Annotated in this window: 22 protein-coding genes; 7 read left to right on the top strand and 15 right to left on the bottom strand. The window is 72.8% G+C overall.

Going from position 1 to position 21,282, the window contains the following annotated elements:
* Positions 1–62: 62 nt before the first annotated feature.
* Positions 63–1,217: a sensor histidine kinase gene (locus tag IE182_RS01350; RefSeq protein WP_190107715.1), complete on the top strand. Its 1,155-nt coding sequence runs from the start codon at positions 63–65 to the stop codon at positions 1,215–1,217.
* Positions 1,214–1,864 carry a response regulator transcription factor gene (locus IE182_RS01345; protein ID WP_190107714.1) on the top strand — a complete coding sequence of 217 codons (651 nt, stop codon included), beginning with the start codon at positions 1,214–1,216 and terminating at the stop codon, positions 1,862–1,864. Before IE182_RS01350 ends, IE182_RS01345 begins: the two co-directional genes overlap by 4 nt.
* A 32-nt stretch (positions 1,865–1,896) precedes the next feature.
* Here IE182_RS01345 and IE182_RS01340 read toward each other — a convergent pair whose 3' ends face one another.
* Both IE182_RS01340 and IE182_RS01335 read right to left on the bottom strand, forming a co-directional pair.
* Positions 1,897–2,217 carry an alpha-amylase inhibitor gene (locus tag IE182_RS01340; RefSeq protein WP_190107713.1) on the bottom strand — a complete coding sequence of 107 codons (321 nt, stop codon included), beginning with the start codon at positions 2,215–2,217 and terminating at the stop codon, positions 1,897–1,899.
* 92 nt (positions 2,218–2,309) lie between these two features.
* Complete coding sequence (locus IE182_RS01335) at positions 2,310–2,729, bottom strand: CoA-binding protein (protein ID WP_190107712.1); 420 nt, start codon at positions 2,727–2,729, stop codon at positions 2,310–2,312.
* Positions 2,730–2,803: 74 nt separating this feature from the next.
* Here IE182_RS01335 and IE182_RS01330 point away from each other — a divergent pair, with 74 nt between their 5' ends.
* Entirely contained in the window at positions 2,804–3,430 is a 627-nt protein-coding gene (locus tag IE182_RS01330; protein ID WP_190107711.1) for a YigZ family protein, read from the top strand.
* A gap of 78 nt (positions 3,431–3,508) precedes the next feature.
* On the opposite strand, the gene IE182_RS01325 is transcribed toward IE182_RS01330, so the two are convergent.
* From IE182_RS01325 to IE182_RS01290, 8 genes are all read right to left on the bottom strand, one after another.
* A complete protein-coding gene (locus IE182_RS01325) occupies positions 3,509–4,531 on the bottom strand; it encodes a CinY protein (protein WP_190107710.1) in 1,023 nt (340 codons plus the stop codon).
* Between the two features lie 102 nt (positions 4,532–4,633).
* Positions 4,634–5,506, bottom strand: a complete 873-nt coding sequence (locus IE182_RS01320; RefSeq protein WP_190107709.1) for an ABC transporter permease — start codon at positions 5,504–5,506, stop codon at positions 4,634–4,636.
* Positions 5,503–6,612, bottom strand: a complete 1,110-nt coding sequence (locus tag IE182_RS01315) for an ABC transporter ATP-binding protein (protein WP_190107708.1) — start codon at positions 6,610–6,612, stop codon at positions 5,503–5,505. The genes IE182_RS01320 and IE182_RS01315 overlap by 4 nt, the downstream gene beginning before the upstream one ends.
* Positions 6,613–6,657: 45 nt before the next feature.
* Entirely contained in the window at positions 6,658–7,635 is a 978-nt protein-coding gene (locus IE182_RS01310; protein WP_190107707.1) for a Nif11-like leader peptide family natural product precursor, read from the bottom strand.
* Positions 7,636–7,649: 14 nt separating this feature from the next.
* Positions 7,650–10,916, bottom strand: a complete 3,267-nt coding sequence (locus IE182_RS01305) for a type 2 lanthipeptide synthetase LanM family protein (protein WP_190107706.1) — start codon at positions 10,914–10,916, stop codon at positions 7,650–7,652.
* A gap of 151 nt (positions 10,917–11,067) precedes the next feature.
* Complete coding sequence (locus IE182_RS01300) at positions 11,068–11,304, bottom strand: cinnamycin family lantibiotic (protein WP_190107705.1); 237 nt, start codon at positions 11,302–11,304, stop codon at positions 11,068–11,070.
* A 44-nt stretch (positions 11,305–11,348) separates the two neighbouring features.
* Positions 11,349–11,708 (bottom strand): DurN family substrate-assisted peptide maturase, encoded by a 360-nt coding sequence (locus IE182_RS01295; RefSeq protein ID WP_190107704.1) that lies wholly within the window; start codon positions 11,706–11,708, stop codon positions 11,349–11,351.
* 240 nt (positions 11,709–11,948) lie between these two features.
* Entirely contained in the window at positions 11,949–12,521 is a 573-nt protein-coding gene (locus IE182_RS01290) for a helix-turn-helix domain-containing protein (protein ID WP_190107703.1), read from the bottom strand.
* Positions 12,522–12,628: 107 nt separating this feature from the next.
* Here IE182_RS01290 and IE182_RS01285 point away from each other — a divergent pair, with 107 nt between their 5' ends.
* Both IE182_RS01285 and IE182_RS01280 read left to right on the top strand, forming a co-directional pair.
* The gene (locus tag IE182_RS01285; protein ID WP_190107702.1) at positions 12,629–13,495 is read left to right on the top strand and encodes an EamA family transporter; all 867 of its coding nucleotides are present in this window, start codon (positions 12,629–12,631) and stop codon (positions 13,493–13,495) included.
* A gap of 168 nt (positions 13,496–13,663) precedes the next feature.
* A complete protein-coding gene (locus tag IE182_RS01280) occupies positions 13,664–15,202 on the top strand; it encodes a carboxylesterase/lipase family protein (RefSeq protein WP_190107701.1) in 1,539 nt (512 codons plus the stop codon).
* Positions 15,203–15,315: 113 nt separating this feature from the next.
* Here IE182_RS01280 and IE182_RS01275 read toward each other — a convergent pair whose 3' ends face one another.
* The 3 genes from IE182_RS01275 to IE182_RS01265 all read right to left on the bottom strand — a co-directional run bounded on the left by IE182_RS01275 (position 15,316) and on the right by IE182_RS01265 (position 17,099).
* Entirely contained in the window at positions 15,316–15,855 is a 540-nt protein-coding gene (locus tag IE182_RS01275; protein WP_190107700.1) for a gamma carbonic anhydrase family protein, read from the bottom strand.
* A gap of 5 nt (positions 15,856–15,860) precedes the next feature.
* On the bottom strand, positions 15,861–16,529 hold the full coding sequence (locus IE182_RS01270; protein ID WP_190107699.1) for a DedA family protein: 669 nt from the start codon (positions 16,527–16,529) through the stop codon (positions 15,861–15,863).
* 117 nt (positions 16,530–16,646) lie between these two features.
* Positions 16,647–17,099, bottom strand: a complete 453-nt coding sequence (locus IE182_RS01265) for a DUF4442 domain-containing protein (RefSeq protein WP_190107698.1) — start codon at positions 17,097–17,099, stop codon at positions 16,647–16,649.
* Between the two features lie 82 nt (positions 17,100–17,181).
* Here IE182_RS01265 and IE182_RS01260 point away from each other — a divergent pair, with 82 nt between their 5' ends.
* Positions 17,182–18,186: a DUF8017 domain-containing protein gene (locus IE182_RS01260; protein ID WP_190107697.1), complete on the top strand. Its 1,005-nt coding sequence runs from the start codon at positions 17,182–17,184 to the stop codon at positions 18,184–18,186.
* A 26-nt stretch (positions 18,187–18,212) separates the two neighbouring features.
* Here IE182_RS01260 and IE182_RS01255 read toward each other — a convergent pair whose 3' ends face one another.
* Positions 18,213–19,058: a spermidine synthase gene (locus IE182_RS01255; RefSeq protein WP_190107696.1), complete on the bottom strand. Its 846-nt coding sequence runs from the start codon at positions 19,056–19,058 to the stop codon at positions 18,213–18,215.
* Positions 19,037–20,260, bottom strand: coding sequence for an elongation factor Tu (locus IE182_RS01250; RefSeq protein ID WP_190107695.1), 1,224 nt, complete (start codon positions 20,258–20,260; stop codon positions 19,037–19,039). Before IE182_RS01250 ends, IE182_RS01255 begins: the two co-directional genes overlap by 22 nt.
* A gap of 214 nt (positions 20,261–20,474) precedes the next feature.
* On the opposite strand from IE182_RS01250, the gene IE182_RS01245 reads away from it, so the two are divergent.
* Positions 20,475–21,194 (top strand): TVP38/TMEM64 family protein, encoded by a 720-nt coding sequence (locus IE182_RS01245; protein ID WP_190107694.1) that lies wholly within the window; start codon positions 20,475–20,477, stop codon positions 21,192–21,194.
* Positions 21,195–21,282 lie beyond the last annotated feature (88 nt).

Below are 21,282 nucleotides of genomic sequence, written 5' to 3'. Positions count from 1 at the left end.
TAGGGGGTAGCGTAGGCCGACTGGCGGAGGGATCAAAAACGGTGGGTGACTACGATTTACCCGTGCTGAGTGCGGACGACCGAAGGTGGCCGGGATGGGCGGAGGCGCTGCTGGTCGCCGCCGTGGGTGTGCTGGCCGTACAGAACGCCTACGTGGGGGCCGGCGCCACGCTGTGGGGCCCGGACACGGCCGTCGCCGCCGTCGGCAGCCTCTCCTTGGCGGTGCGCTACCGCGTCCCGTTGGTCACGGTGGTGGTGACCGTCTGCGCCGCGGTCGTGGTGGGCGCCCTGCTGCCCCTGCTGGTCATGCTCTTCTACCTCGCCTCGCGCGGGTGGCGCGCGCTGGGCTGTGCGTGTGCCGCGGTGGCGCTGGCCGGCAACTGGTTCGCGCAGCCGGAGCAGTTGCTGTGGAGCACCCGTGCGTACGGCCCCGTGCTGCCGTTCGCCCTCGTCATGGTGCTGGGGCTGTGGGCGGACAGCCGTAGGCGGCTGGAGGCGAGCCTGACGGCGCAGGTCGAGCACCTGCGCGTCGAGCGCGAGCTGCGCGCCAAGCAGGCGCGGCTGAGCGAACGGGCCCGCATCGCCGCCGAGATGCACGACGTGCTCGCCCACCGGCTGAGCCTGCTGGCCCTGCACGCCGGAGCCCTGCAGCGGCGGGCCGCCACCCTTCCCGAGCCCGTGGCGGACCGGCTCGCACTGCTGCGCACCACTTCCACCGAGGCCCTGGGCGACCTGCGGGACGTCCTGGGCGTCCTGCGCGATCCCGACCACCCGGAGCTGCAGGGGCAGCGCGTCCCGGGGCTGCGCGAGCTGCCCGCCCTCTTCGACGAGGCGCGCGCGGCCGGCCAGGAGATCGACGCGGTCGTCGAGGGCGCGGCCGGGCCGCTCCCGGCCAGTCACCGCCTCGCCGTCCACCGGCTGGTGCAGGAGGCGCTGACCAACGCCCGCAAGCACGCTCCCGGGGCCCCCGTGCGGGTCGTCGTGCGCTACGGTCCCCCGGCCTCCAGCGTCGAGGTGCACAACCGCGCCGGCGACCCGGCGTCCGCCGCCGGGGAGCCGCCGGTCAGCAGCGGCTACGGGCTGGTCGGACTGGCCGAGCGCGTCACGGCGCTGGGCGGCCGGCTGGACTACGGACCTTCGGGGGGCGGTGGCTGGAACATCGCCGCCGACATCCCCGTCAGCACTGTCGAAGAACACCTCGCGCCGGGAGCGGCATGATCCGTACATTGATCGTCGACGACGACAGCCTGGTCCGGCTGGCCCTCGCCGACATCCTCGACGACGTCCCCGGCATTGAGGTCGTGGCACAGGCGGGCGACGGCCTCGAAGCCGTCCAGCGGGCCGGTGCCCTGCGCGTGGACGTGGCCCTGATGGACGTCCGGATGCCGCGCATGGACGGGATAGCGGCCACCGAGCGGCTGCGCGCGCTGCCCAGCCCGCCGGAAGTCGTCATGCTGACCACGTTCGACCTCGACCAGTACGTGTACGACGCGCTGGCGGCCGGCGCCTCGGGCTTCCTCCTCAAGGACACCGATCCGGCCGAGATCATCCGGGCGATACAGGTCGTCGCGGCGGGCCAGGCCATGCTCCACCCCGCCGCGGCCCGCCGTCTGGTCGACCGCTACCACCGCACGGCGTCCCGCGATGTCCAAGCCGCCCAGCAGCGCCTGGCGCGGCTGACCCCCCGCGAGTCGGACGTCCTGGGGCTCCTGGCCGCCGGCGCCTCCAATGCGGAGATCGCCGACGGCCTGGGCATGCGGGAGAGCACGGTCAAGGCTCACGTCAGCCGCATCCTGGCCGCCCTGGAGGTCGGCAACAGGGTGCAGGCGGCGCTGTGCGCCCGCGACGCGGGACTGACGGTGTGACGGTGTGAGCCGTGACCGCTACGGGCCGGGTGTCAGCAGCTGACGAGGCCGGCGAACGTGTACCCGGAGGCGAAGATCACGTCCCGGCTGAACACCGCCTTCTGACCGGGCTGCAGGGCGTAGCACGGAACGTCCTTCAGCTCGTAGTTGAACGACGGCTTCACCCGCTGCTCGGTGGTGCACTTGTTCTCCATGTCGACGCGGACCATCGCGAAGAACGGCGTCGAGAAGGTAGACGTCACACAGCTCGGTACGGTGGTGGCGGCGGCCGGCGCCGCGTTCGCCGGGGTGCCGGCCATCAGCGTGAGGCCGGCAACCGCCGAAGCGGCCGCAACAGCAAGGGACTTGCGCATCTGTACTCCTTGACCAAAAGGACTGAGGAGCACATTCCAAGGGAATCCGGCATGGTCGCACAACCGTTCGCGGAGACCTTCGCAGGAAGATGTCAGACCGCCCGTCCCCGCGGCCGGCCGAGTTCGATCGCCGGGCAGCGGTCCATGACCATCAGCAGGCCCGCCCCGCGCGTGCGGTCGTACGCCTCCTCGTCGATCACCCCGAGCTGGAACCAGACGGCCTTGGCGCCGATCTCTACCGCCTCGTCCGCGACGGCACCCGCGAGCTCGGACCGGACGAAGACGTCCACGACGTCGACGTCGAAGGGGATGTCGGCGAGGGAGGCGTAGCCCAGCTCGCCGTGGACCGTCTCGGCCTTGGGGTGGACGGGAACGATGCGCTTGCCGTGGCGCTGGAGCACCTCGGCGACGCCGTACGCGGCGCGCTGCTCGTTGGCGGAGAGGCCGACCAGCGCCCAGGTGTCGCCGGTCCCCTCGATGATCTTCTGGATGATCCCCGGTTCTGCGAACATGCCGGCTCAACGATCTAGGTCGCCGGACCATTCCCGGGTCCGGGCGGCGCCGCGGAGACGTCTAGGCTGGCGGAATGCAGGACGAGTACCGCACGGTCGCGCTCGAAGGCGTGCACGAGATCGAGATCAGCAGGTCGCGCTTCATCTGCGCGCTCGCGCCCGCCGCCACCGAGGAGGAGGCGCAGGCGTTCCTCGCGCGCATCCGCAAGGAGCACCCGACCGCGCGGCACCACTGCTGGGCGTACGTCCTCGGCGCCGACGGCTCGGTCCAGAAGGCCAGCGACGACGGCGAGCCCGGGGGCACCGCGGGCGTGCCCATGCTGCAGATGCTCCTCCGGCGCGACATGCGCTACGTCGTGGCGGTCGTCACCCGCTACTTCGGCGGCGTCAAGCTCGGCGCGGGCGGTCTGATCCGGGCGTACGGCGGAGTGGTCGGCGAGGCCCTCGACGAGCTCGGCACGGTGACCCACAAGCGCTTCCGGCTGGCCACGGTCACGGTCGACCACCAGCGGGCCGGGAAGCTGCAGAACGACCTGCGGGCCACCGGGCGCGAGGTGCGCGAGGTGGCCTACGGCGAGGGCGTGCGCATCGGGATCGGGCTGCCCGAGGCCGACGTCGAGGGGTTCCGGGCCTGGCTGGCGGACACCACCGCCGGGACGGCCGTGCTGGAGCTCGGCGGCGAGGCGTACGGCGACGCCTGACCCGCGAGGACCGGTCCGGTGCGTGCCGGCCGGCCCGGCGCGGAGCACCGGGCCGGCGGGACGCGGGGCCGCGAGGGATCAGCGGCAGTCGCGCACGGGGTTGTCGTGCGTCAGGACGCAGGCGATGCGCTGGCCGCGCTCCTGGCCGTAGCGCTCGGTCAGCGCGGTCCGGAAGTCGGCCCACTGACGGCGGGTGTCGGCAATGGCACCCTTGACGGCGCGGTCGAAGTTGCCGGTGATCCTGCCGCGGTTCGTCGTCGGGTCACTGGTGGCGCCGCTGGCCGGGTCGATCAGGCCGGTGTCCTTGTTGAGGGTGCTGTGGGTCACCCGGCCCGAGCAGCCCCAGGGGTTGAGCGAGAAACAGCCCGTGGACAGCTGCGCCGGCACCGAGGAGGCCGCCGGAGGGCGGCCGCTCTTGAGCGAGAGCAGTGGGGCGGGGCCCGACATGTTGAGGCCGGGCGGGTTGTTGACGCCCACGGCCTGGTTGGGGTCCGCCTTGTCCGCCCAGTTGCTGTGCGAGTAGAAGTCCTGCACACCGTGCAGGGCCCGGCCGAAGCCCTCGATGGCGTTGCACTTGCCGCGCCCGGGGACGCCGCCGGTGAAGGTGCAGTCCTGGGACAGGTCGCTGTTGCCCGGGGAGACCGTGCCGTCCCCGTTCAGGGTGCCCGAGCCGGCGGCGACGCCCTGGCTGAAACGTCCCTGCAGCTTGGATATGCAGGCGACGAGCTGGTCGCTGGCCTGCTGACGGGTGCGCGGGTAGCCGGAGGCCGTGAGGTAGTCGGCGTCGTCGCAGTGCGCCTCGGGGGTGAAGATCTCGTCCGAGTCCGGCGACCCGACGGCCCCGAACGTCCCCGTGTGACCGGCCACTTGATCGATCGACCGGGCCTCGAAGCACGATCCGTCGGACGACGTGCCGGCGGCGCAGGCCAGCGCCGCCCGGGTGATGCGCTCGTGCTCGGCGCGCTGGCCCAGCGAGTTGATCGTGCCGAACGCCTGCGCCTCGCCGGCCTGGACCGTCAGCAGCGCCGGCGCCGCGAGGGAGGCGGCGCCCATCAGCAGGGCGGAACGGCGACGTAACGAAAGGCGTCTGGTGCTACGCATGGTGATGTCTCCTCAGATGTGAATCCGGGCGCTGGACGTGAGTGATGATCCACGGTTGGACGCGTGGGAACGACGGTGTTTTCAGTCGGTCCGCGAACGCCGTCAGTCGGTGCGGGAGAAGCGCCGGGAGGCCGCCGCCAGGGCCAGGGCCGAGAACACGGCCACCAGCACCACCGACAGGCCCGGCGGTACGTCCCAGCCGCCCCAGGAGACGGGGTCGAAGATGGGCGCACCCGATGCCCCGGCCGCGGGCGCGGGGTGGAAGGCCGTGATCGTCTGACGCATGGCGTCCACGGCGTAGGTCAGGGGGTTGACCAGGGTGAGCGCCGCCATCCAGGCCGGCATGGCGCTGACGGGGAACATCAGCCCCGACAGGAAGACCATCGGTGCCGTCAGGACGGTCAGCGCTGTGTGGAACGTCTGGATCCGCTGGATCCGCACGGCGATCACCGCGCCGAGGACCGTCATCGCCAGGGAGGCGAGCAGGAGTTCGGCCAGCAGGGCGGCGAAGAGGTCGACGCGGTAGGGCACGCCCACCAGGCCCGCGCTGGCCAGGACGACCGCGCCCTGGCAGGCGGCGACGGTGGCGCCGCCCAGGCACTTGCCGATCAGCAGGGTGCTGCGGCGGACGGGGGCCACCAGCATCTCGCGCAGGAAGCCGCTCTGCCGGTCCCAGACGATCGAGGCTCCCACCGAGATCGCCGGGGCCTGTGCCGCCATCACCAGCACACCGGGGAAGAGGAAGATCATGTAGTCGTCCGACGAGCCGGCGCCGCTGAACATCCGGGACAGGCCGATGCCCAGCACGTAGAGGAACAGCAGCGGCTGCAGCAGGGAGACGGCGATCCCGGCGCGCGAGCGCAGGAAGTGGATCATTTCGCGCCGCCACACCATGCTGCCCGCGCGCCATTCGGCGGCGAGCCGGCCGGGGGCGTGGCGGTCGGCCGCGGGCAGGGCGACCGTGGCGTGCGTCATGTGCTGTCTCCTGAGTCCGACGGTTCGGCTGTGCCTGCCGTGCCCGCCGCGCCGGGCAGGGCGTCGTCACGGATGCCGCGCCCCGTGTGGTGGAGGAAGACGTCGTCGAGGCTGGGGCGGGTGACCGTCACCTCGTAGACGGCCACGTCGAGGGCGGCGCACAGCGCCGGGACGAGCCGGGCGCCTTCCGCGACCTTGACGCTCAGGCCGTTCGGGCCCCGGACCGCCGCCAGGCCGAAGCGCTCGTGCAGCAGGGCGGCCGCGGCCATGTCGTCACCGGTGCGCAGGTCCACCCGGTCCGCGCCGATGACGGACTTCAGCTCGGCCGGGCTGCCCTGGGCGACGATCCGGCCGTCGTCGATGATGGCGATGCGGTCGCACTGCTCGGCCTCGTCGAGGTAGTGCGTGGTGAGGAAGATGGTCGTCGCCTCGCGCTCGCGGACCTCGGCCAGGTGCGCCCACACCTGGGCGCGGGTCTGCGGGTCGAGCCCGATGGTCGGCTCGTCGAGGAAGAGCAGGCGCGGCCGGTGCAGCAGGCCGCGGGCGATCTCCAGGCGGCGCTGCATGCCGCCGGAGAAGGTGCGCACGAGGCTGTCGCCGCGGGCGGAGAGCCCGACGAGCTCCAGCATCTCGGCGATGCGCCCGGCCAGGCCGGCCCGCGGCAGTGCGTAGAGGTCGGCGTGGAAGCGCAGGTTCTCCACGGCCGTCAGCTCCGGGTCGAGCGTGGTCTCCTGGAAGACCAGCCCGAGGTTGCGGCGCACCTGCTGGGGTGCGGTGCGGGTGTCGTGGCCCGCGATCTCGATCCGGCCCGTGGTGGGCGTGGCGAGGGTGGTCAGCATCGAGATCGTCGTGGTCTTGCCCGCCCCGTTGGGGCCGAGGAAGCCGAAGGTCTCGCCCTGGGCGACGGTCAGGTCGATGCCGCGCACGGCTTCCACTCCCGCGTACGACTTGCCCAGCCCCCGCGCCAGGACGGCCGGCGGACCGGACCCGGCCGTCGGGCCGCCAGCGGCCCCGGCGGCCGGTGCCGGCCGGCCGCTTCGGTGGGCGGCGTCGCCGTCCGTCCCCGCCGCGGGCCCCCGCGCCGTCCGCGGTCCTGCTCCGAACATCGCTCCTCCTTGGTGCCGCGCGGTGCGCGGACGACGGGTGCCGGGTCAGCCGTGGTGGCGGAGGGCGTCCATCCAGGTCTCCGGCACGACGTAGCCGAAGCTCCAGCGGTGCCGGTCCGTGGGGTTGGCGATGCAGTGCCAGAAGAGCTTCTCCGGGTCCTGCTCCACCTTGAAGAAGCGCACGATGCGCGGGCTCTCGGTGAGGGTGACGATCTCGCGGGTGCGCGGGTGGAGGTAGCGGAAGAAGGAGGTCTGGCCGGGGTCGGCGAAGGGCCGGTCCACGTCCACCAGGTACATGCGCCATCCCGGCTGGTCCGCGTTGGTGTGCCAGAGCCGGTAGCTCGACGGCGGATACCACATGGAGCCCGAGGCCCGCACCTCGCCGCCGAAGAGGTTCTCCAGGGCGGCCACGACCCGCGTCTTCGCGGCGAAGTAGTCCTCGTAGCCCGGGTAGTCGACGTGTTCGTCCAGGTTGACGAGGTGGAAGTCGCGGCGCGGGGCGCCGGGCGCGGCGCCCTCGTCCTGCCAGCCCCGCGCGGCGAGGTCGCGGTGCCATGCCTGGTAGGCGGGGTCGGCGGGCGAGGTGGAGACGGTCCGGGCGTCCTCCTCGCGGAAGTGCCCGGCGAACCGGTCCAGGCGGGCGGAGGGTGGCATGACCTTGAGCCGGGGCAGCTCGGCCACGACGGGCGCGAACTCCGGGAGGTCGTCCAGACGGTACTCGTAGTGGGCGAAGCTGGTGGCGGTGGCCGGTGCCGGCGCGCCGTTCGCAGGGGTCCCGGGGGGCGGGGTCTGCCGGGGGGCCTGTTGCCCGCCCGCCTCCGGGCCGCCCGCGGCCGTGCCGCCCGCCGCCGTGCCGTCGAAGGTCATGGCCTTCGTCAGGAACTCCTCCGCGGTGAAGCCGTAGCCGTGGCGGCGGCCGAGCTCGACGATCTCCGGTACCTCCGTGACCGCCTTCATCTCGCGCCCGAACCGGGCCGGGTCGAGGGCGTCGCGCAGGAATTCCTCGCAGGTCTTCAGGGCCATGGTGGAGCCACTCCTTACTGTTCGTGGTGCGACGGCGGGTCGAGGAGCAGCACGGACGGGACGCGGTCCGGGGCCGCCAGTCGCAGGAAGTGCATGCCGAACCCGGAGATGCCGATCATCAGTCCCGGGAAGAAGTCGGCGCTGCCCCCGCCGGCGCCGCCGCCGGCCTCGTCGAGGCTCCGCCACAGCGCCTGGACCTGGACGTTGGCCTCCAGCTGGAAGGCGGGTTCGTCGCTCAGCCGGGCGAAGCGCAGGAGGAGTTCGGCGTTGCCGGAGGTGCCGTGGCACAGGGTGTGGTTCTTCAGGCGGGGGAAGTTCCGGAGGGTCGCCGACAGGGCCTGCTGTGCGTCGCGCAGCAGTTGTTCGTCGCTGCGGTCGAGCGCGGCCCAGCTGCTGATGCGGGCGAGGCCGATGCCCGCCGCGCCGTTGCACCAGGCGTTGGAGAAGTGACGGGCGCCCTTGACCGCGGATCCGTTGTTGATCCGCAGGTCGTACCAGTCCTTCTCCTGCTCGTCGACGTGCCGGTCCTCGTAGGCGAACGCCTTGCGCCCGGCCTCGATGTAGTCGGACCGGCCGGTGTGCCGGCCGAGCTGGATGAGCGCCCAGCCGATGCCGCCGGAGCCGTGCGAGAAGCCGGTGAGGTTGCCGTACGTCTCGTCGGCCGCGGAGGGGGGCCAGCTGAGGGTGGTGCCGTCGTCCTCGGCGTGGCGCAGCAGGTGTTCGGCGCAGCGGTGGGCGTGCTCGATGCCGTGGCCGCCGGTCTCCTGGGCCAGGCCGAGCAGGACGGGGATGAGGCCGGCCGCGCCGTGCAGGATGTCGAAGTGCCGGTCCTCGTCGATGCGCGCGGGCAGCTCGTCGCTGAGCCGCACGGCCAGGTCGAGGAGCTCCTCGTCGCCCCACAGGCGGTGCAGGTGGGTGAGGAGGTAGACGACGCCGCCGAGTCCGGCGAAGGCGCCGAGCCGGTCGCGGTCCCAGTGGACGAGGACGTGGTCGAGGGCCTGCCGGGCGGCCTTGCGGTACGCGGGGCGGGGCACGAGCTGGTCGAGGTAGGCGAGGAAGAGGACGACGCCGGCGGAGCCCTGGTAGAGGTCGGCCTCGATGTCCACTTCGGCGAGGGACTCGCCGGACAGCTGGTAGGAGGTCCAGGGGGCGGGGGCGGCGGGGGCCCGCAGCTCGTCGCACAGGCGGTCGCCGATCCTGGCCGCGTAGTCCAGGGAGGTGGCGACGAAGGCGGGGCTGCTGATCTCGCCGGTCGAGAGGCTGGCGGCGATGTACTGGCTCTGCTGTTCACGGTTCCGCTGCGACAGCCGCCGGATGCGGGCGGCCGCGTGGTCGATCGGGGAGCTGTCCAGGCGCGCGGACAGCGGGTCGCCGTGCCCGTGGACGAGTTGCCTGGCGTGGGCGGCCGCGGTGAACAGCGGCACGTCCATCTGCCACATGGCGGCCACTTCCCGTCCGGCCAGGACGCCCTCGGCGTCCCAGGTGCGGGGGAAGGTGCGGACGGTGTTGGCGAGCAGGTCCACTTCGAGGGGTTCGGTGAGGCAGCGCGGGTGGCGGGCGGCGCTCAGCAGCTGGGCGTAGATCTGGGTGCCCCAGTTGATGAAGCGGGCGGTGACCCAGCTGAACGTCTCCATCAGGTAGTCGACGGACGCGTCGGGGTCCTCGGCGAACCAGTCGTAGACGCGGTTGAAGCCCTCCATGATCGACTCGACGTGGTCCTCGGGACGCACGAGCTCCTCGCCGAGGTAGACGCGGTTGGAGGCGCTGGTCTCGACGTGGACGCCGGTCTTGTGCACGACGGAGGCCGCGAAGGTGAGCCCCTCGCCGGTGCGGCGGGCCACCGGGACGGGGACGTCGTAGCCCTCGCCGCCCGCGTAGCCGCTGATGCGCATCTCGGCGGCGGCCTCCTCGCCCGGGCTCGCGGCGCGCGGCCATTCGAGGAGTCCGGTCTTGAAGACGGAGTCGAGGAGGGTGCCCTCCGACTGTGCCCGCCCCTGGGGGTGGACGCCGAGGACGGTCTCGGCGTCGCAGACGAAGGCGTGTCCGTCGGCGACGATGACGTTCTCGAAGTGGAGGTCGCTGCCGCCCAGGACGTAGAACAGCGCCAGGTAGCCGCCCAGTTCCCGGTAGATCCGGGTGACTTCTTCGGGGGTCTCGACGCGGTTGCGGCCGGCGGGGATCAGCGCCTCGTAGCCGTAGCCGTCCCGGGGCAGGACGGGCCGGGTCGCGAAGTCGACGACCCCGTCGTCCGCCAGCCTGGCGAGGACGTCCTGGAGCGCCGCCTCGGACCGGACGCTGCGCGGCTTGTAGAAGAATTCGCCGGTGCGTCCGTCGGCGAGCACGACGGCGACGCGGGCGACGGTGCGCGCGCCCGCGTGGGGGTCGGAGTCGCCGAGGCGCAGCGAGGTGAACGCGGTGACGGGCTGCCCGAAGAATTCGGTGCCGATGGCCTCCGCGTCGGCGGCCAGGCTGTCGAAGAGGTCGCGGCCGAACGCGGTGAGCAGGGCGGTGGTGTGGGCGAGCCAGCGGCCGAGCACGGGGAACTTCAGGTAGAAGCGGTGGTAGGCGGCGCTGTCGGAGAACGTGGTGTCGAGGTAGGCGAGGTAGTCCTCGCGGGTGGCCTCGGCCTTGTCGATCCCGGCCTGCGTGCAGTGCACGTTGGCGTCGGCCTCCACGGCCCAGGCCAGGCTCAGCTCGAAGCGGTCGAGCAGGTGGCGCTGGATGTCCTCGGCCAACTGCGGGGAGAGCGCGGCGCCTTCGCCCTGTGCGGCGTCGCGCGCGGCGCCCAGGCCGCGACCCAGTTCGCGCAGGAACGGCTCGCACGCCTTCGCCAGCCGGCCGTAGTACACGTCGAACCCGCGCCAGCCGGGCTCCTCGCCCGGCTGTGCGTCGGCCCGTTCGTCGTCGCGGGCGGCGTCGTGGGCGTCGAGGGCCGCACGGTAGGCGGGCAGCCAGGCGCTCTGCAGCTCGCCGAGAAGCGTCCGGACGTCGTCGTCCGCGGTGTCCAGGCCGAGTTCCAGACGACGGTAGGCGGACAGCACGCCGGCGAGTTCGTCCTTGGTGTGCTGGGGCGGCCGGCCGCGGTGGAGCGATTCCTGGTGGAACTTGTCGGCCAGTTTTCCGGCCAGCGTGTCGGCCTTCCAGCGGTCGAAGGCGTCGAGCTCGACCGTGTTGTCCCGCACGGCCGCCTCGCCGCCCGCCGCGGCCACGACCCGTAACCGTTCGGTCAGATTGGCCGCCCGTGCTGCGATGTCCAGCGGATACGCGTTACCCATACCCATATGCGAATTTCTCCTGCGGTCGAAGTCGAAGGAGCCTCGTGACCCTCGTGGCAGGGGCGCCGCCGCGCGGCGCAACGCGGTGGGCCGGCAGGTCACCGGCCCACCGCGTCATCGCACCGGGCGAGCATTACCGCCTAGAGGCAGCAGCCACTTACTTGGTGTTGCCGTCGCACACGAAGGTGAACGGGCCGAAGCTGCAGCTCTGGCGGCAGGCGAAGGCTTCCGTGGCGGCGATGTCCTTGGTCCAGAAGTCAAGGGACGCCTGGTCCTGGGCCTCGACGGGCGTGGGCAGGGCCGCGGCGGAAGCGCCGAAGGCGGCGGGGTTCTCGAGCAGCGCCGCGCGGAAGTCGGCGTCCACGACGGACTGCTGAAGAATCGAAGCGGTCATGGCTTACCTCCGATGTTGAGGTGAATCCCGGCACCCGGCGGGTGTCAGGACGTCAGCTGTGCGACCAGCCTGATGCCGGATTGCTGTTCGGCATTCTTGAGTTCACGAATGGCCGGTCCCATGTTGTCGCTGTTGTTCTGCCAGGCGACCAGCTCCTTCTCCTCGCTGGAAACGCCGTCGCCGAGCCACAGGGACTCCAGCCAGGCTTTCGTCGCGAAGGGATGGAGATTGGTGAGGGGAGTGATCCGGGCCAGTACCGGCTCCTCGTGGAGCGAGAGAGCGAACTCCAGCGCTTCACGCAGCTTGCCGTCGGGCGGCAGCAAGGAGCACAGAACCATGAGCTCCTGGATGCGGCGGATGATATCCACGTCCTGGTAGATCGTCGGTTCCTTGGCACTTTTCATGGCCCGTTTCCCCATCCAGTCGGTTCCCGGTGAGAACGACACTAGGAGCGTCCGCTTTCACTACGGTTTCACTCCGCTTTCAGGAGCACCGTCTTCGGGAGCACCGCCTTCCGGAACACCGCCTTCGGGAGCACCGCCTTCGGGAGCACCGTCTTCACCGGCGCACGGAGCCACCACGCACAGGGGCCCGCCGGGAGAGCGTCGCTCGACGTCTCCCGGCGGGCCCCGTGCGCTCGGGGGTCAGCCCGCGGGCGGGACGGCCACCACCATCGTCATCTCGACGGGCTCGGTGCCGTCGTTGCGGTAGGTGTGCGGGGCGTCGGCCTCGAAGGTGGCCGAGGTGCCGGCGGCGACCTCGTGCTCCTCGCCGTCGACGACGAGCGTGAGGCGGCCCGACCGTACGGTCAGCATCTCGACCGTGCCGGGCGGGTGGGGGTCCGAGACGCTGCTGTCGCCGGACACGAGGCGCCAGTCCCACAGCTCCAGTGGGCCGCGCACATCGGCGCCGACGAGCAGTGAGGTGTGGCTGCCCGCCTCGGTGGACCACATGCGCACCACCTGCTCCTCGGGCACGAGCCGCACGCGGGCGCCCTGCTCGTAGTCGAGCAGCGTGGTGATGCTGACGCCCAGGGCGTCGGCGAGCTTCACCGTGGTGCCGACGCTGGGGTTCGTCCGGGCCTGCTCGATCTGGATGATCATGCCGCGGCTGACGCCGGAGCGGGCCGCCAGGGCGTCGAGGGTGAAGTGGCGCTCACCGCGCCAGCGCTTGAGGTTGCGGGCGAGCGATTGCGTGAGCTGGTCGAGGTCCGTCACGTCGGTCGATCCATCCCGTCCAAAATATTATTCTCGTAAGTCGAGTATCGTGTACTACGGTGTCGTGGACGCCACCGTTCATCACACTGTACTGCGAGGTCTCCCCCATGACACCGGTCTTCGCCCTGGCCACCAGCCTCATGTGGGGGCTGGCCGACTTCGGCGGCGGGCTGCTCACCCGGCGCATGCCCGCCCTGACCGTGGTCCTGGTCTCCCAGCTGCTGGCCGTCCTCGCCCTGGGCGCGATCGTGATCGGCACCGGCGGCTGGTCCGAGGCCGGGCCCCAGCTCTGGTACGCGGTGGCGGCCGGCGTCGTCGGCCCGGCGGCGATGCTCGCCTTCTACAAGGCCCTGGCCCTGGGCCCCATGGGCGTGGTTTCCCCCCTCGGCGCGCTCGGCGGCGTCGCGGTCCCGCTGGGTGTGGGGCTCGTGCTGGGCGAACGGCCCGGGATCCTGCAGTTCGCGGGCATAGCCGTGGCCGTGGCGGGTGTCGTCCTCGCCAGCGGGCCGAGCCTGGGCGGCGCGCCCGTACAGCGGCAGACGCTGCTCCTCACGCTCGTCGCCGCGTTCGGCTTCGGCTCCGTGATGGCCCTGATCTCCGAGGCGTCGCACAACCTCACCGGGCTCTTCCTCGCCCTCTTCGTCCAGCGCCTGTGCAACGTCGTCGTCGGCGCGGGCGCCCTCTACGCCTCCGTGCGCCGCGGCAACCCCGCCCTGCCCGAGGAAGGCTGGAGCGCGATCCGCTCGGCGCTGCCCGCCCTCGCCTTCGTCGGCCTCGCCGACGTGGCCGCCAACGGCACCTACTCCATCGCCGCCAACAACGGCCCGGTCACCGTCGCCGCCGTCCTCGCCTCCCTCTACCCCGTCGTCACCGCCCTCGCCGCCCGCGGCGTGCTGCGCGAGCAGCTGCGCACGGTGCAGGCCGCGGGCGCCGGACTGGCACTGGTCGGAACGGTTCTGCTGGCCACGGGCTGACGGCGCCGCCCCGGCACCACGGCCGCTGGGGCGCGACGGTCGGGACGCCACGGGCCGCCCGTAAACGGGTGGCCCGCGCCATGAGCCGACGGCCATCATTGCGGCGTCGGGCCGCATCGCCCGGGGAGTCGTCCGAGTCGCGCTCAAGCCGTCCAGGAGGAAGCCGTGATGCCCGGTGCCGCGTCCCAGCCGTCCGCGTCCGAACCCGAGGTCCTTACGGCAGCCGGGGTGCTGCGCGGCCGGTGGGAGGCCGGCCTCGGGGTCTTCCGGGGCATCCCGTTCGCCGAGCCGCCGGTCCGTGCGCTCCGCTTCGCCGCGCCGCGGCCGGCACGGAGCTGGGACGGCGTGCGGGAGGCCGTGTCGTACGGCCCGCCGCCCCCGCAGGGCGGCGCACTCGGCATGGACGCCCTGGCCCGGGACGCGGCGGGCGACGACTGGCTGACGGTCAACGTCTGGTCACCCGCGCCGGAGCCGGCTGCGGGGCTCCCCGTCATGGTGTGGATCCACGGCGGCGCCTATGTGATCGGCATGTCCGGACTGCCCGAGTACGACGGCGGGCGCCTGGCGCGGGACGGCGGCGTCGTCGTCGTGACGTTCAACTACCGCGTGGGCATCGAGGGGTTCGCCCAGATCGAGGGGGCACCCGCCAACCGCGGCCTGCTCGACCAGGTCGCCGCTCTGGAGTGGGTGCGCGACAACATCCGTTCCTTCGGAGGCGACCCGGAGCGGGTCACGGTCTTCGGCCAGTCGGCGGGCGGCGGTTCGGTCGCCGCCCTGCTGGCGATGCCGCGTGCGGCCGGGCTCTTCCGCCGGGCCGTCGCGCAGAGCGCGCAGGGCACCTTCTTCTCGACAGCGCTGGCCGCCGACATCGCCGCCGCCTGCGCCGCCGAGCTGGGCCTGGGCCCCACGGTGGCCGACCTGTCGGCCGTGGACCCGGCACGGCTGTCCGCCGCCGGTGACGCGGTCGCCGCCAAGGCGTCCGCGTGGGCGGAGCGCTGGGGTCAGGTCGTGCACCGCCCGATCCTGGTGTCGCCCGTCGTCGACGGCGACGTCCTGCCGGTCACTCCCTGGCGCGCTCTGGCCGACGGCGCCGGGCGGGGCGTCGAACTCCTCGTCGGCCACACGCGTGACGAGGAGAGGCTGCTCGCCGCGGTGTCCGGGCTGCTCGGCCAGGTGACGGCGGAGCAGGCGGCCACCGCCCTGGACGCCCTCGCCCCGGGCGGGGACGGCTCACGCGCCTACCGCGACGCCTTCCCGTCCGCGGGCCCGGACGAGCTGTACGAGCTGGTCAACTCCGACTGGTTGTTCCGCATGCCGACCCTCCACCTCGCCGAGGCGCAGACCGCCGCCGGCGGACGCGCCCACGTCTACGAGCTGACCTGGCCCGCCCCGGGCATGGGCGGTGTCCTCGGCGCCTGCCACGGTCTCGACGTACCGCTCCTCTTCGGCAACCTGGACAGCGGACAGCCGGCCCTGCTGATCGGCGAAGATCCCTCACCGGAGGCGAAGACACTGTCCGCGCGCCTCCGCGCCGCCTGGACGGCCTTCGCCACCCACGGCGACCCCGGCTGGCCGGTGTACGAGCCCGGGCAGCGCCTCACCCGGCTCTTCGACACCCACCCGTCCGTCGCCCCCTACCCGGAGGAGACCTCCCGCGTGCTCTGGCAGCACCACGCCTTCCGGGAGCTGCCGCTGCTCACCCCGTAGCGTGCCGTGCCCGTTCAGGCGTCGTTGCCGGAAGGCGGCGCGGTGGGCGTGGAGGAACGTTCCGGTGTGGCGGCTGATCTCGGACCGTTCCGCGGGACGGTCCGCAGGGAGCGCTACGGGGCGGGGTCCTCCGACGCCTCGCGGTGCGCCTTCGCCAGCTCGACGTACATCGCGGCGTTGACCCGGATGTGCTCGCGCTCCTCCTCGGTCAGCTCCCGCCGGACCTTGGCCGGCACCCCGGCCACCAGGGAGCCGGGCGGCACCTGCATGCCCTGCGGCACGAGCGCCTGGGCGGCGACCAGGGACCCCGCGCCGATCGTGGCGCCGTTGAGGACGGTCGCGCCCATGCCGATCAGCACGTCGTCCTCGACGGTGCAGCCGTGCAGCACCGCGTTGTGCCCGACGGTCACCCGCTCGCCGACGCGGACGGGGAATCCCGGATCGACGTGCACGGTGCAGTTGTCCTGGATGTTGCTGCCGGCGCCGAGGGTGATCGGCCCGCAGTCGGCGCGCAGCACGGCGTGGTACCAAACGCTCGCCTCCGCGCCGAGGGTCACCTCGCCGATCACGACCGACGTCGGCGCGGCGAACGCGGCCGGGTCGACCTCCGGCTGCTTCCCGCCCACACCGCGGATCAGTGCCCGTTCCGTCACGGCCGTCACTCCGCGGCCGCGACGGGCGCGGGCTCGGCCTCGGCCGCCTGCTGCTCGGCGGTCTGCCCGGCCGCGGCCTTCTTGGCCTTGATCCGCATGACGACGAAGGAGCCCAGGCCGAAGAGCACGGCCGCGAGCAGGCCGAGCCAGGAGAACTTCTTCAGCCACTCCTCGGCGACCTTGCCGACGGAGTAGATGACGGCGACCGTGCCGCCCGCCCAGACGATGCCGCCGAGCACGTTGGCGATGAGGAACTTCCAGTACGGCATCTTCAGCACGCCCGCCAGCGGGCCGGCGAAGATGCGGAGCAGGGCGATGAAGCGGCCGACGAAGACGGCCCACATGCCCCACTTCTGGAAGGAACGCTCGGCGGTGGCGACGTGGTGGGGGCCGAAGTGCTTGGGGAACTTGCGGCCCAGCCAGGCGAGCAGCGGCTTGCCGCCCTTGCGGCCGATCAGATAGCCGATCGAGTCGCCGATGATCGCACCCGCGACGGCGCACGCGCCCAGGACGTAGGGGTTGATGTGGTCCTGGGTCGCGGCCAGCAGCGTGGCGCTGACGAGGACGATCTCACCGGGAAGCGGGATGCCCAGGCTCTCCAGTCCGATGACCCCGCCCACCAGGAGGTAGACGGCGATCGCCGGTACTGTTTCGAGCCACTCCTGGATGTGCAACGCCGGTTCCTCCCCGGTTGACGACCTGCTGTCCCGGCGTGCGCCGCGCGGCGCACGCCGGGGAAGCCTACTGGAGGAAAGGACTCGTAAAAGGGCTCGCCGGTTGACCCGGCGCGACTACTTGTTCGGACGCAGGGTCCACACGACGGTCATCTCGCCGGTCTCCGCGCCGTCCTCGCGCGTGATCGAGACGCGCACCGGGAACTCGGGGCGCTCCCCCGCGTCCAGCTCGGCGACGACGTCGGCGGCCGGGCGGCCGAGCTCGGCGGTCGCGGTGACGGGGCCCATGGCGAGCTTCTTGTAGCCGATCTCGGCGCGGACGGCCAGCGGCACGGCGCGCGAGAGCTGGTCGCCGAAGGCGGCGAGGACGATGGCGCCGCTCGCGGACTCGGCCAGGGTGAACATGGCGCCGGCGTGCGGGCCCCCGACGTGGTTGTGGTAGTCGGGCTGGTCGGGCAGGCGGACCACGGCGCGCTCAGCGGTGGTCTCCTCGAAGACGAGGTTGAGGGTACGGGCCATGGGCACGGTCGCGGCCATGGCCTCGCCGATCGAGGGCTGGGTCTGTGACATGCCCGAAAGTTACCAGCCGGTAGCACAACCGTGAAGGCCCACGGGCCACACGTGTCACCGTCGCCCTCTATGGTTATCGGCCATGTGGCCAGGACAGCAGCCTCCCGGGGGCGAGCAGAAACCGCAGGACCCGCAGCACAACCCGTACGGGCAGCCGGGGTACCCGCAGCAACCCAACCCGTACCAGCAGCAGCCGGGCTACCAGCAGCCCAACCCCTACGCGCAGCCCGCCGGCCCGCAGCCCGGGCAGCCGACGCCGCCGCCCGGCGCCCCGCAGTGGCCCGCCCAGGCCGCACCCGCCGGCCCGCAGCCGCCCGGCGGCGGCCGCAACAAGCGCACCGCGGTGATCGCCGTCACCGCGGCGGTGGCGGTGGTCGCCGCCGCGGTGGTCACGGGCGTGGTGGTGCTCAAGGACGACGACGGCGGGGGGCAGGAGCCAGCGGCGAAGGACGCCAAGCCGTCCGCCTCGGCACCGGTGTCGCCGTCCGCCGAGGCCCCCGAGGACAACCCGCGCGCCGGCGGCGAGGTCAAGCCGGTGATCGAGGGCTGGAAGACGGTCTCCAGCTCCAAGCGGCACAACGCCTTCGACGTGCCCCCGGACTGGGAGGTCGAGCCGCCCAACATGTCCCACGGCTTCGTGGACGACAAGGGCAAGGGCCTCGTCTCGATGACCTCCATCGCCACGTACAAGAAGGGCGAGTGCGCCAAGGACGACAAGCGGGGCGCGGCCGGGACCAAGGGCGCCCAGGGAGCCAAGAGCGAGGCGAGCGCCGCCGAGATCGAGGCGGTCAACTGGGCCTACGCGGCGTTCGACACGAAGAACACCGGCAAGTACAAGGAGAACAAGGCCCAGCCCTTCAAGAGCGACCACGGCATCACCGGCTACACGGCCTCGGCGACGGTCACCGGTGTGAACAAGACCGAGAAGTGCATGACGGACGGCAAGGTCTTCACGGTCACGTACAAGGACGTCAACGGCGACCTGGCGACGTGGGTGCTCTACGCCGCCACGGGCATCGACAGCGAGGTCCCGGACGACACCATCAAGAAGATCATGAGCACGCTCCGCCCGCTCAAGTCCTCCTGACGGCCCGCCGCTGCCCGGCCGGCCCGTCACCCCACGCTGAACGCGCCGCCCGGCGGCTCGGGCGAGGCCACCGCCCGCACGTCGCCGACCGGGACCGCCCCGGCCGCGAAGCGGTCCAGCGCCGCCCCGTGCTCGACCCGGGCCGGGAAGGCGTCGGCCGCGGCGCGGCGGGCGAGGGCGGCCAGCGGCAGCTCGGTGTGCGCGGCCACGAGCACGGCGTTGCCGAAGCGGCGCCCCCGGAGCATCGAGGGCTCGGCGATCAGGCACAGGTGCTCGAAGACGGCCGCGAACGTGGCCACCTGGGAGCGCAGGAAGTCGAACGGTGCGCCGTCGGCGAGGTTGGCGGCGTAATGGCCGTCCGCGCGCAGCACGCGCGCGGCGGTACGGGCGTACTCGACGGAGGTCAGGTGCGCGGGCACCCGTGAACCGCCGAAGACGTCCGCGACGATGACGTCGGCGCTGGCGTCGGGCGCCTCCTCCAGTGCCGCCCGGGCGTCGCCCGCCCGTACCTCGATGCCGGAGCCGTCCGGAACCGGCAGGTGCTCGCCGACGAGGGCGATGAGGCCGCGGTCCGCCTCCACGACCCGCTGCCGGGAACCGGGGCGGGTGGCCGCCGCGTAGCGGGGCAGGGTGAGGGCGCCGCCGCCCAGGTGCAGCAGGTCCAGCGGACGGCCGGGCTCGGCGATCGTGTCCAGGACGTGCGCGATGCGGCGCGCGTACTCGAATTCGAGGTCGGTGGGGTCGTCGAGGTCGACGTACGACTGGGGCGCGCCGTCGACGGTGAGCAGCCAGGCCCGCGCCCGGTCCACGTCGGGCATGAGCTTGGCGGTGCCCCAGTCGACGTCACGGGTCACGGGTATGGGTTCGTCCACCCCTCTATTGTGCCGATTTCCCGCGCCGCTCCGCCCGGGACGCCGCTCACCGTGCCGACGCCGACCGTGCGACGGCCTTCGCGGATCGCGAAGGGGAGGCCGGGCCGCAGCGGGAGCGGACGGTCCAGCGCGACCCTGAGGGCGACGGTGCGGCCCGGGCCGGCGGTGCCGTGCAGGCCGAGGTCGACCTCCCCGGTCGCGTCGGCGGTGCGCAGGTGGAACTGGGCCCGGAAGCCGGTACGGACGGGGGTGCGCCGGCCGCCCTCGGCCGCGGTCAGCAGGCGGGCCCGGGCGGTGAAGTGCCGCTGCGGCGTGACGCTGCCCGGCGCGGCGAGCGCGTCCCCGCGGCGCACCTGCTGGGCCTGCACGCCCCTGAGCAACAGCGCCACCCGGTCGCCGGCCTCCGCGACCTCCATGGTGCGGCCGAAGGTCTCCAGTCCGGTGACGTGGGTGAGCCCGAATCCCGCGGGCAGTTCGAGGAGGTCCCGCAGGCGGACGGTGCCGCGCTCGACGACGCCGGTGACGGCCGTGCCGCGGCGCGGGACGGTGAGGACGCGCTCGACGGGCAGGAGGAAGGGGGCCTCCGTGTAGCGCACGGGGGTGGGGATGTAGGTGTCCACGGCGTCCAGCAGCGCCTCGACCGATGCGGTCCAGCGGGGATCGCCCCGCAGGGCGCCCAGCGCGGAGACCCGCACGACGGGAGTGCGGTGCCCGTCGTAGCCGTGGGCCGTGAGCAGCCGGCGGACGTCCGTCTCGACGAGGCCGGTGATGTCGGGGTGGCCGGCGTCGGCCCGGGTGAGCGCGACGACGACGTGTCCGATGCCGGCGTGGCGGGCGAGCAGCAGGTGCTCGGCGGTCTGCGGCATGACCCCGTCGAGCGCGGAGACGACGAGGATCGCGCCGTCGAGCCCGGCGGCGCCCGTGAGCACGTTCCCGGTGAAGCGGGGGTGACCGGGCAGGTCGGCGTGCGCGTAGTGGCGGGTGTCCGTCTCGTAGGCGACGTGCGCGATGTGGACGGAGCCACCCAGGGCCGCTTCCTCCGGTGCCCGGTCGATGCGGTGGACGGGGACGCCGCGGGCGGTGCCGCGGCGGCCGAGGACGTCGGTGACGGCGGCGGTCAGGGTGGTCTTGCCGTGGCGGTGGTGGCCGAGCGTACCGACGTTGACGTGGGGTTTGGTGCGTACGTACGCCTGCTGGGGCATGACTCCCTCTACGACCTCTCCGAGTGGCTGCCCCGGCACATGCTTCGATGCTCGCCCACGCCCCCGGAAGCGTCGAATGGTTTTCCCGCTACGGACGTTCCGCCTCCGGCTGCGTCCGGCGGAGGGCGACGGAAAAGTGACCGTTCGCTTCTGGTTCCGTACCGTCTCCGTGACATCACATCGGCCCTACAGCGCTGTCGGTTACGCTCCTTCGATGCTCGATACCGCCGCGCCATCCCCCGGTCCCGCCGAGCGCTGCCTGCGCGCGTTGCTCTCGCCGTGGGCCCGGCTGGGGCTGCTCGTCGCGTTGCTCGGCGGTGCGGTGGCGGCCGTGGTGCTCTGCCGTCCGGAGCGGTTGCTCGCCGGGGGCTGGCCTCCGCAGCTGTCCGGGGGTACGGCGGTGGTGTTGTTCGCCGTCGCGTACGGCCTGTGCACGGCGGCCTTCGTCCCGCGGCCGGTGCTCAACGTCGCGGCGGGGGCGCTGTTCGGCGCCCCGCTCGGGACGGCGTCGGCCGTCGCGGGCACGGTGCTGGGCGCGGGCATAGCCTTCGGCCTGGGCCGGCTGCTGGGGCAGGACGCCCTGCGTCCGTTGCTGCGGGGGCGATGGCTGCAGGCCGCCGACCGGCAGCTGAGCCGGCACGGGTTCCGCTCGATGCTGGCACTGCGGCTCTTCCCCGCCGTGCCGTTCGCCGCCGCCAACTACTGCGCCGCGGTGTCGCGGATGGGGTGGGTGCCCTTCCTCCTGGCGACGGGGCTGGGCAGCGTGCCCAACACCGCGGCGTACGTGGTCGCGGGAAGTCACGCGGCGTCGCCCACCTCGCCCGTCTTCCTCGCCGCGACGGCCTTCATCGCGCTCACCGGCCTGGCGGCCGTAGTGGTGGCCTGGCGCCGCAGGCCGCAGCTGCGACGGCCGGGTGGCCGCGCCGACTCGTGAACCCTCCCCGACAGGGACGCACACGGTGAGTGAATAGTCGGCCAACGCCTCGTCGTCCTGTACTGACATGTACGGACACGCGAGGCCC

The sequence above is a fragment of the Streptomyces cinnamoneus genome (assembly GCF_014650495.1).
In the GTDB taxonomy this organism is placed as follows: domain Bacteria; phylum Actinomycetota; class Actinomycetes; order Streptomycetales; family Streptomycetaceae; genus Streptomyces; species Streptomyces cinnamoneus.
The sequence above is the reverse complement of the archived record's forward strand: the minus strand, read 5'-3'. Positions and strand labels throughout refer to the sequence as shown.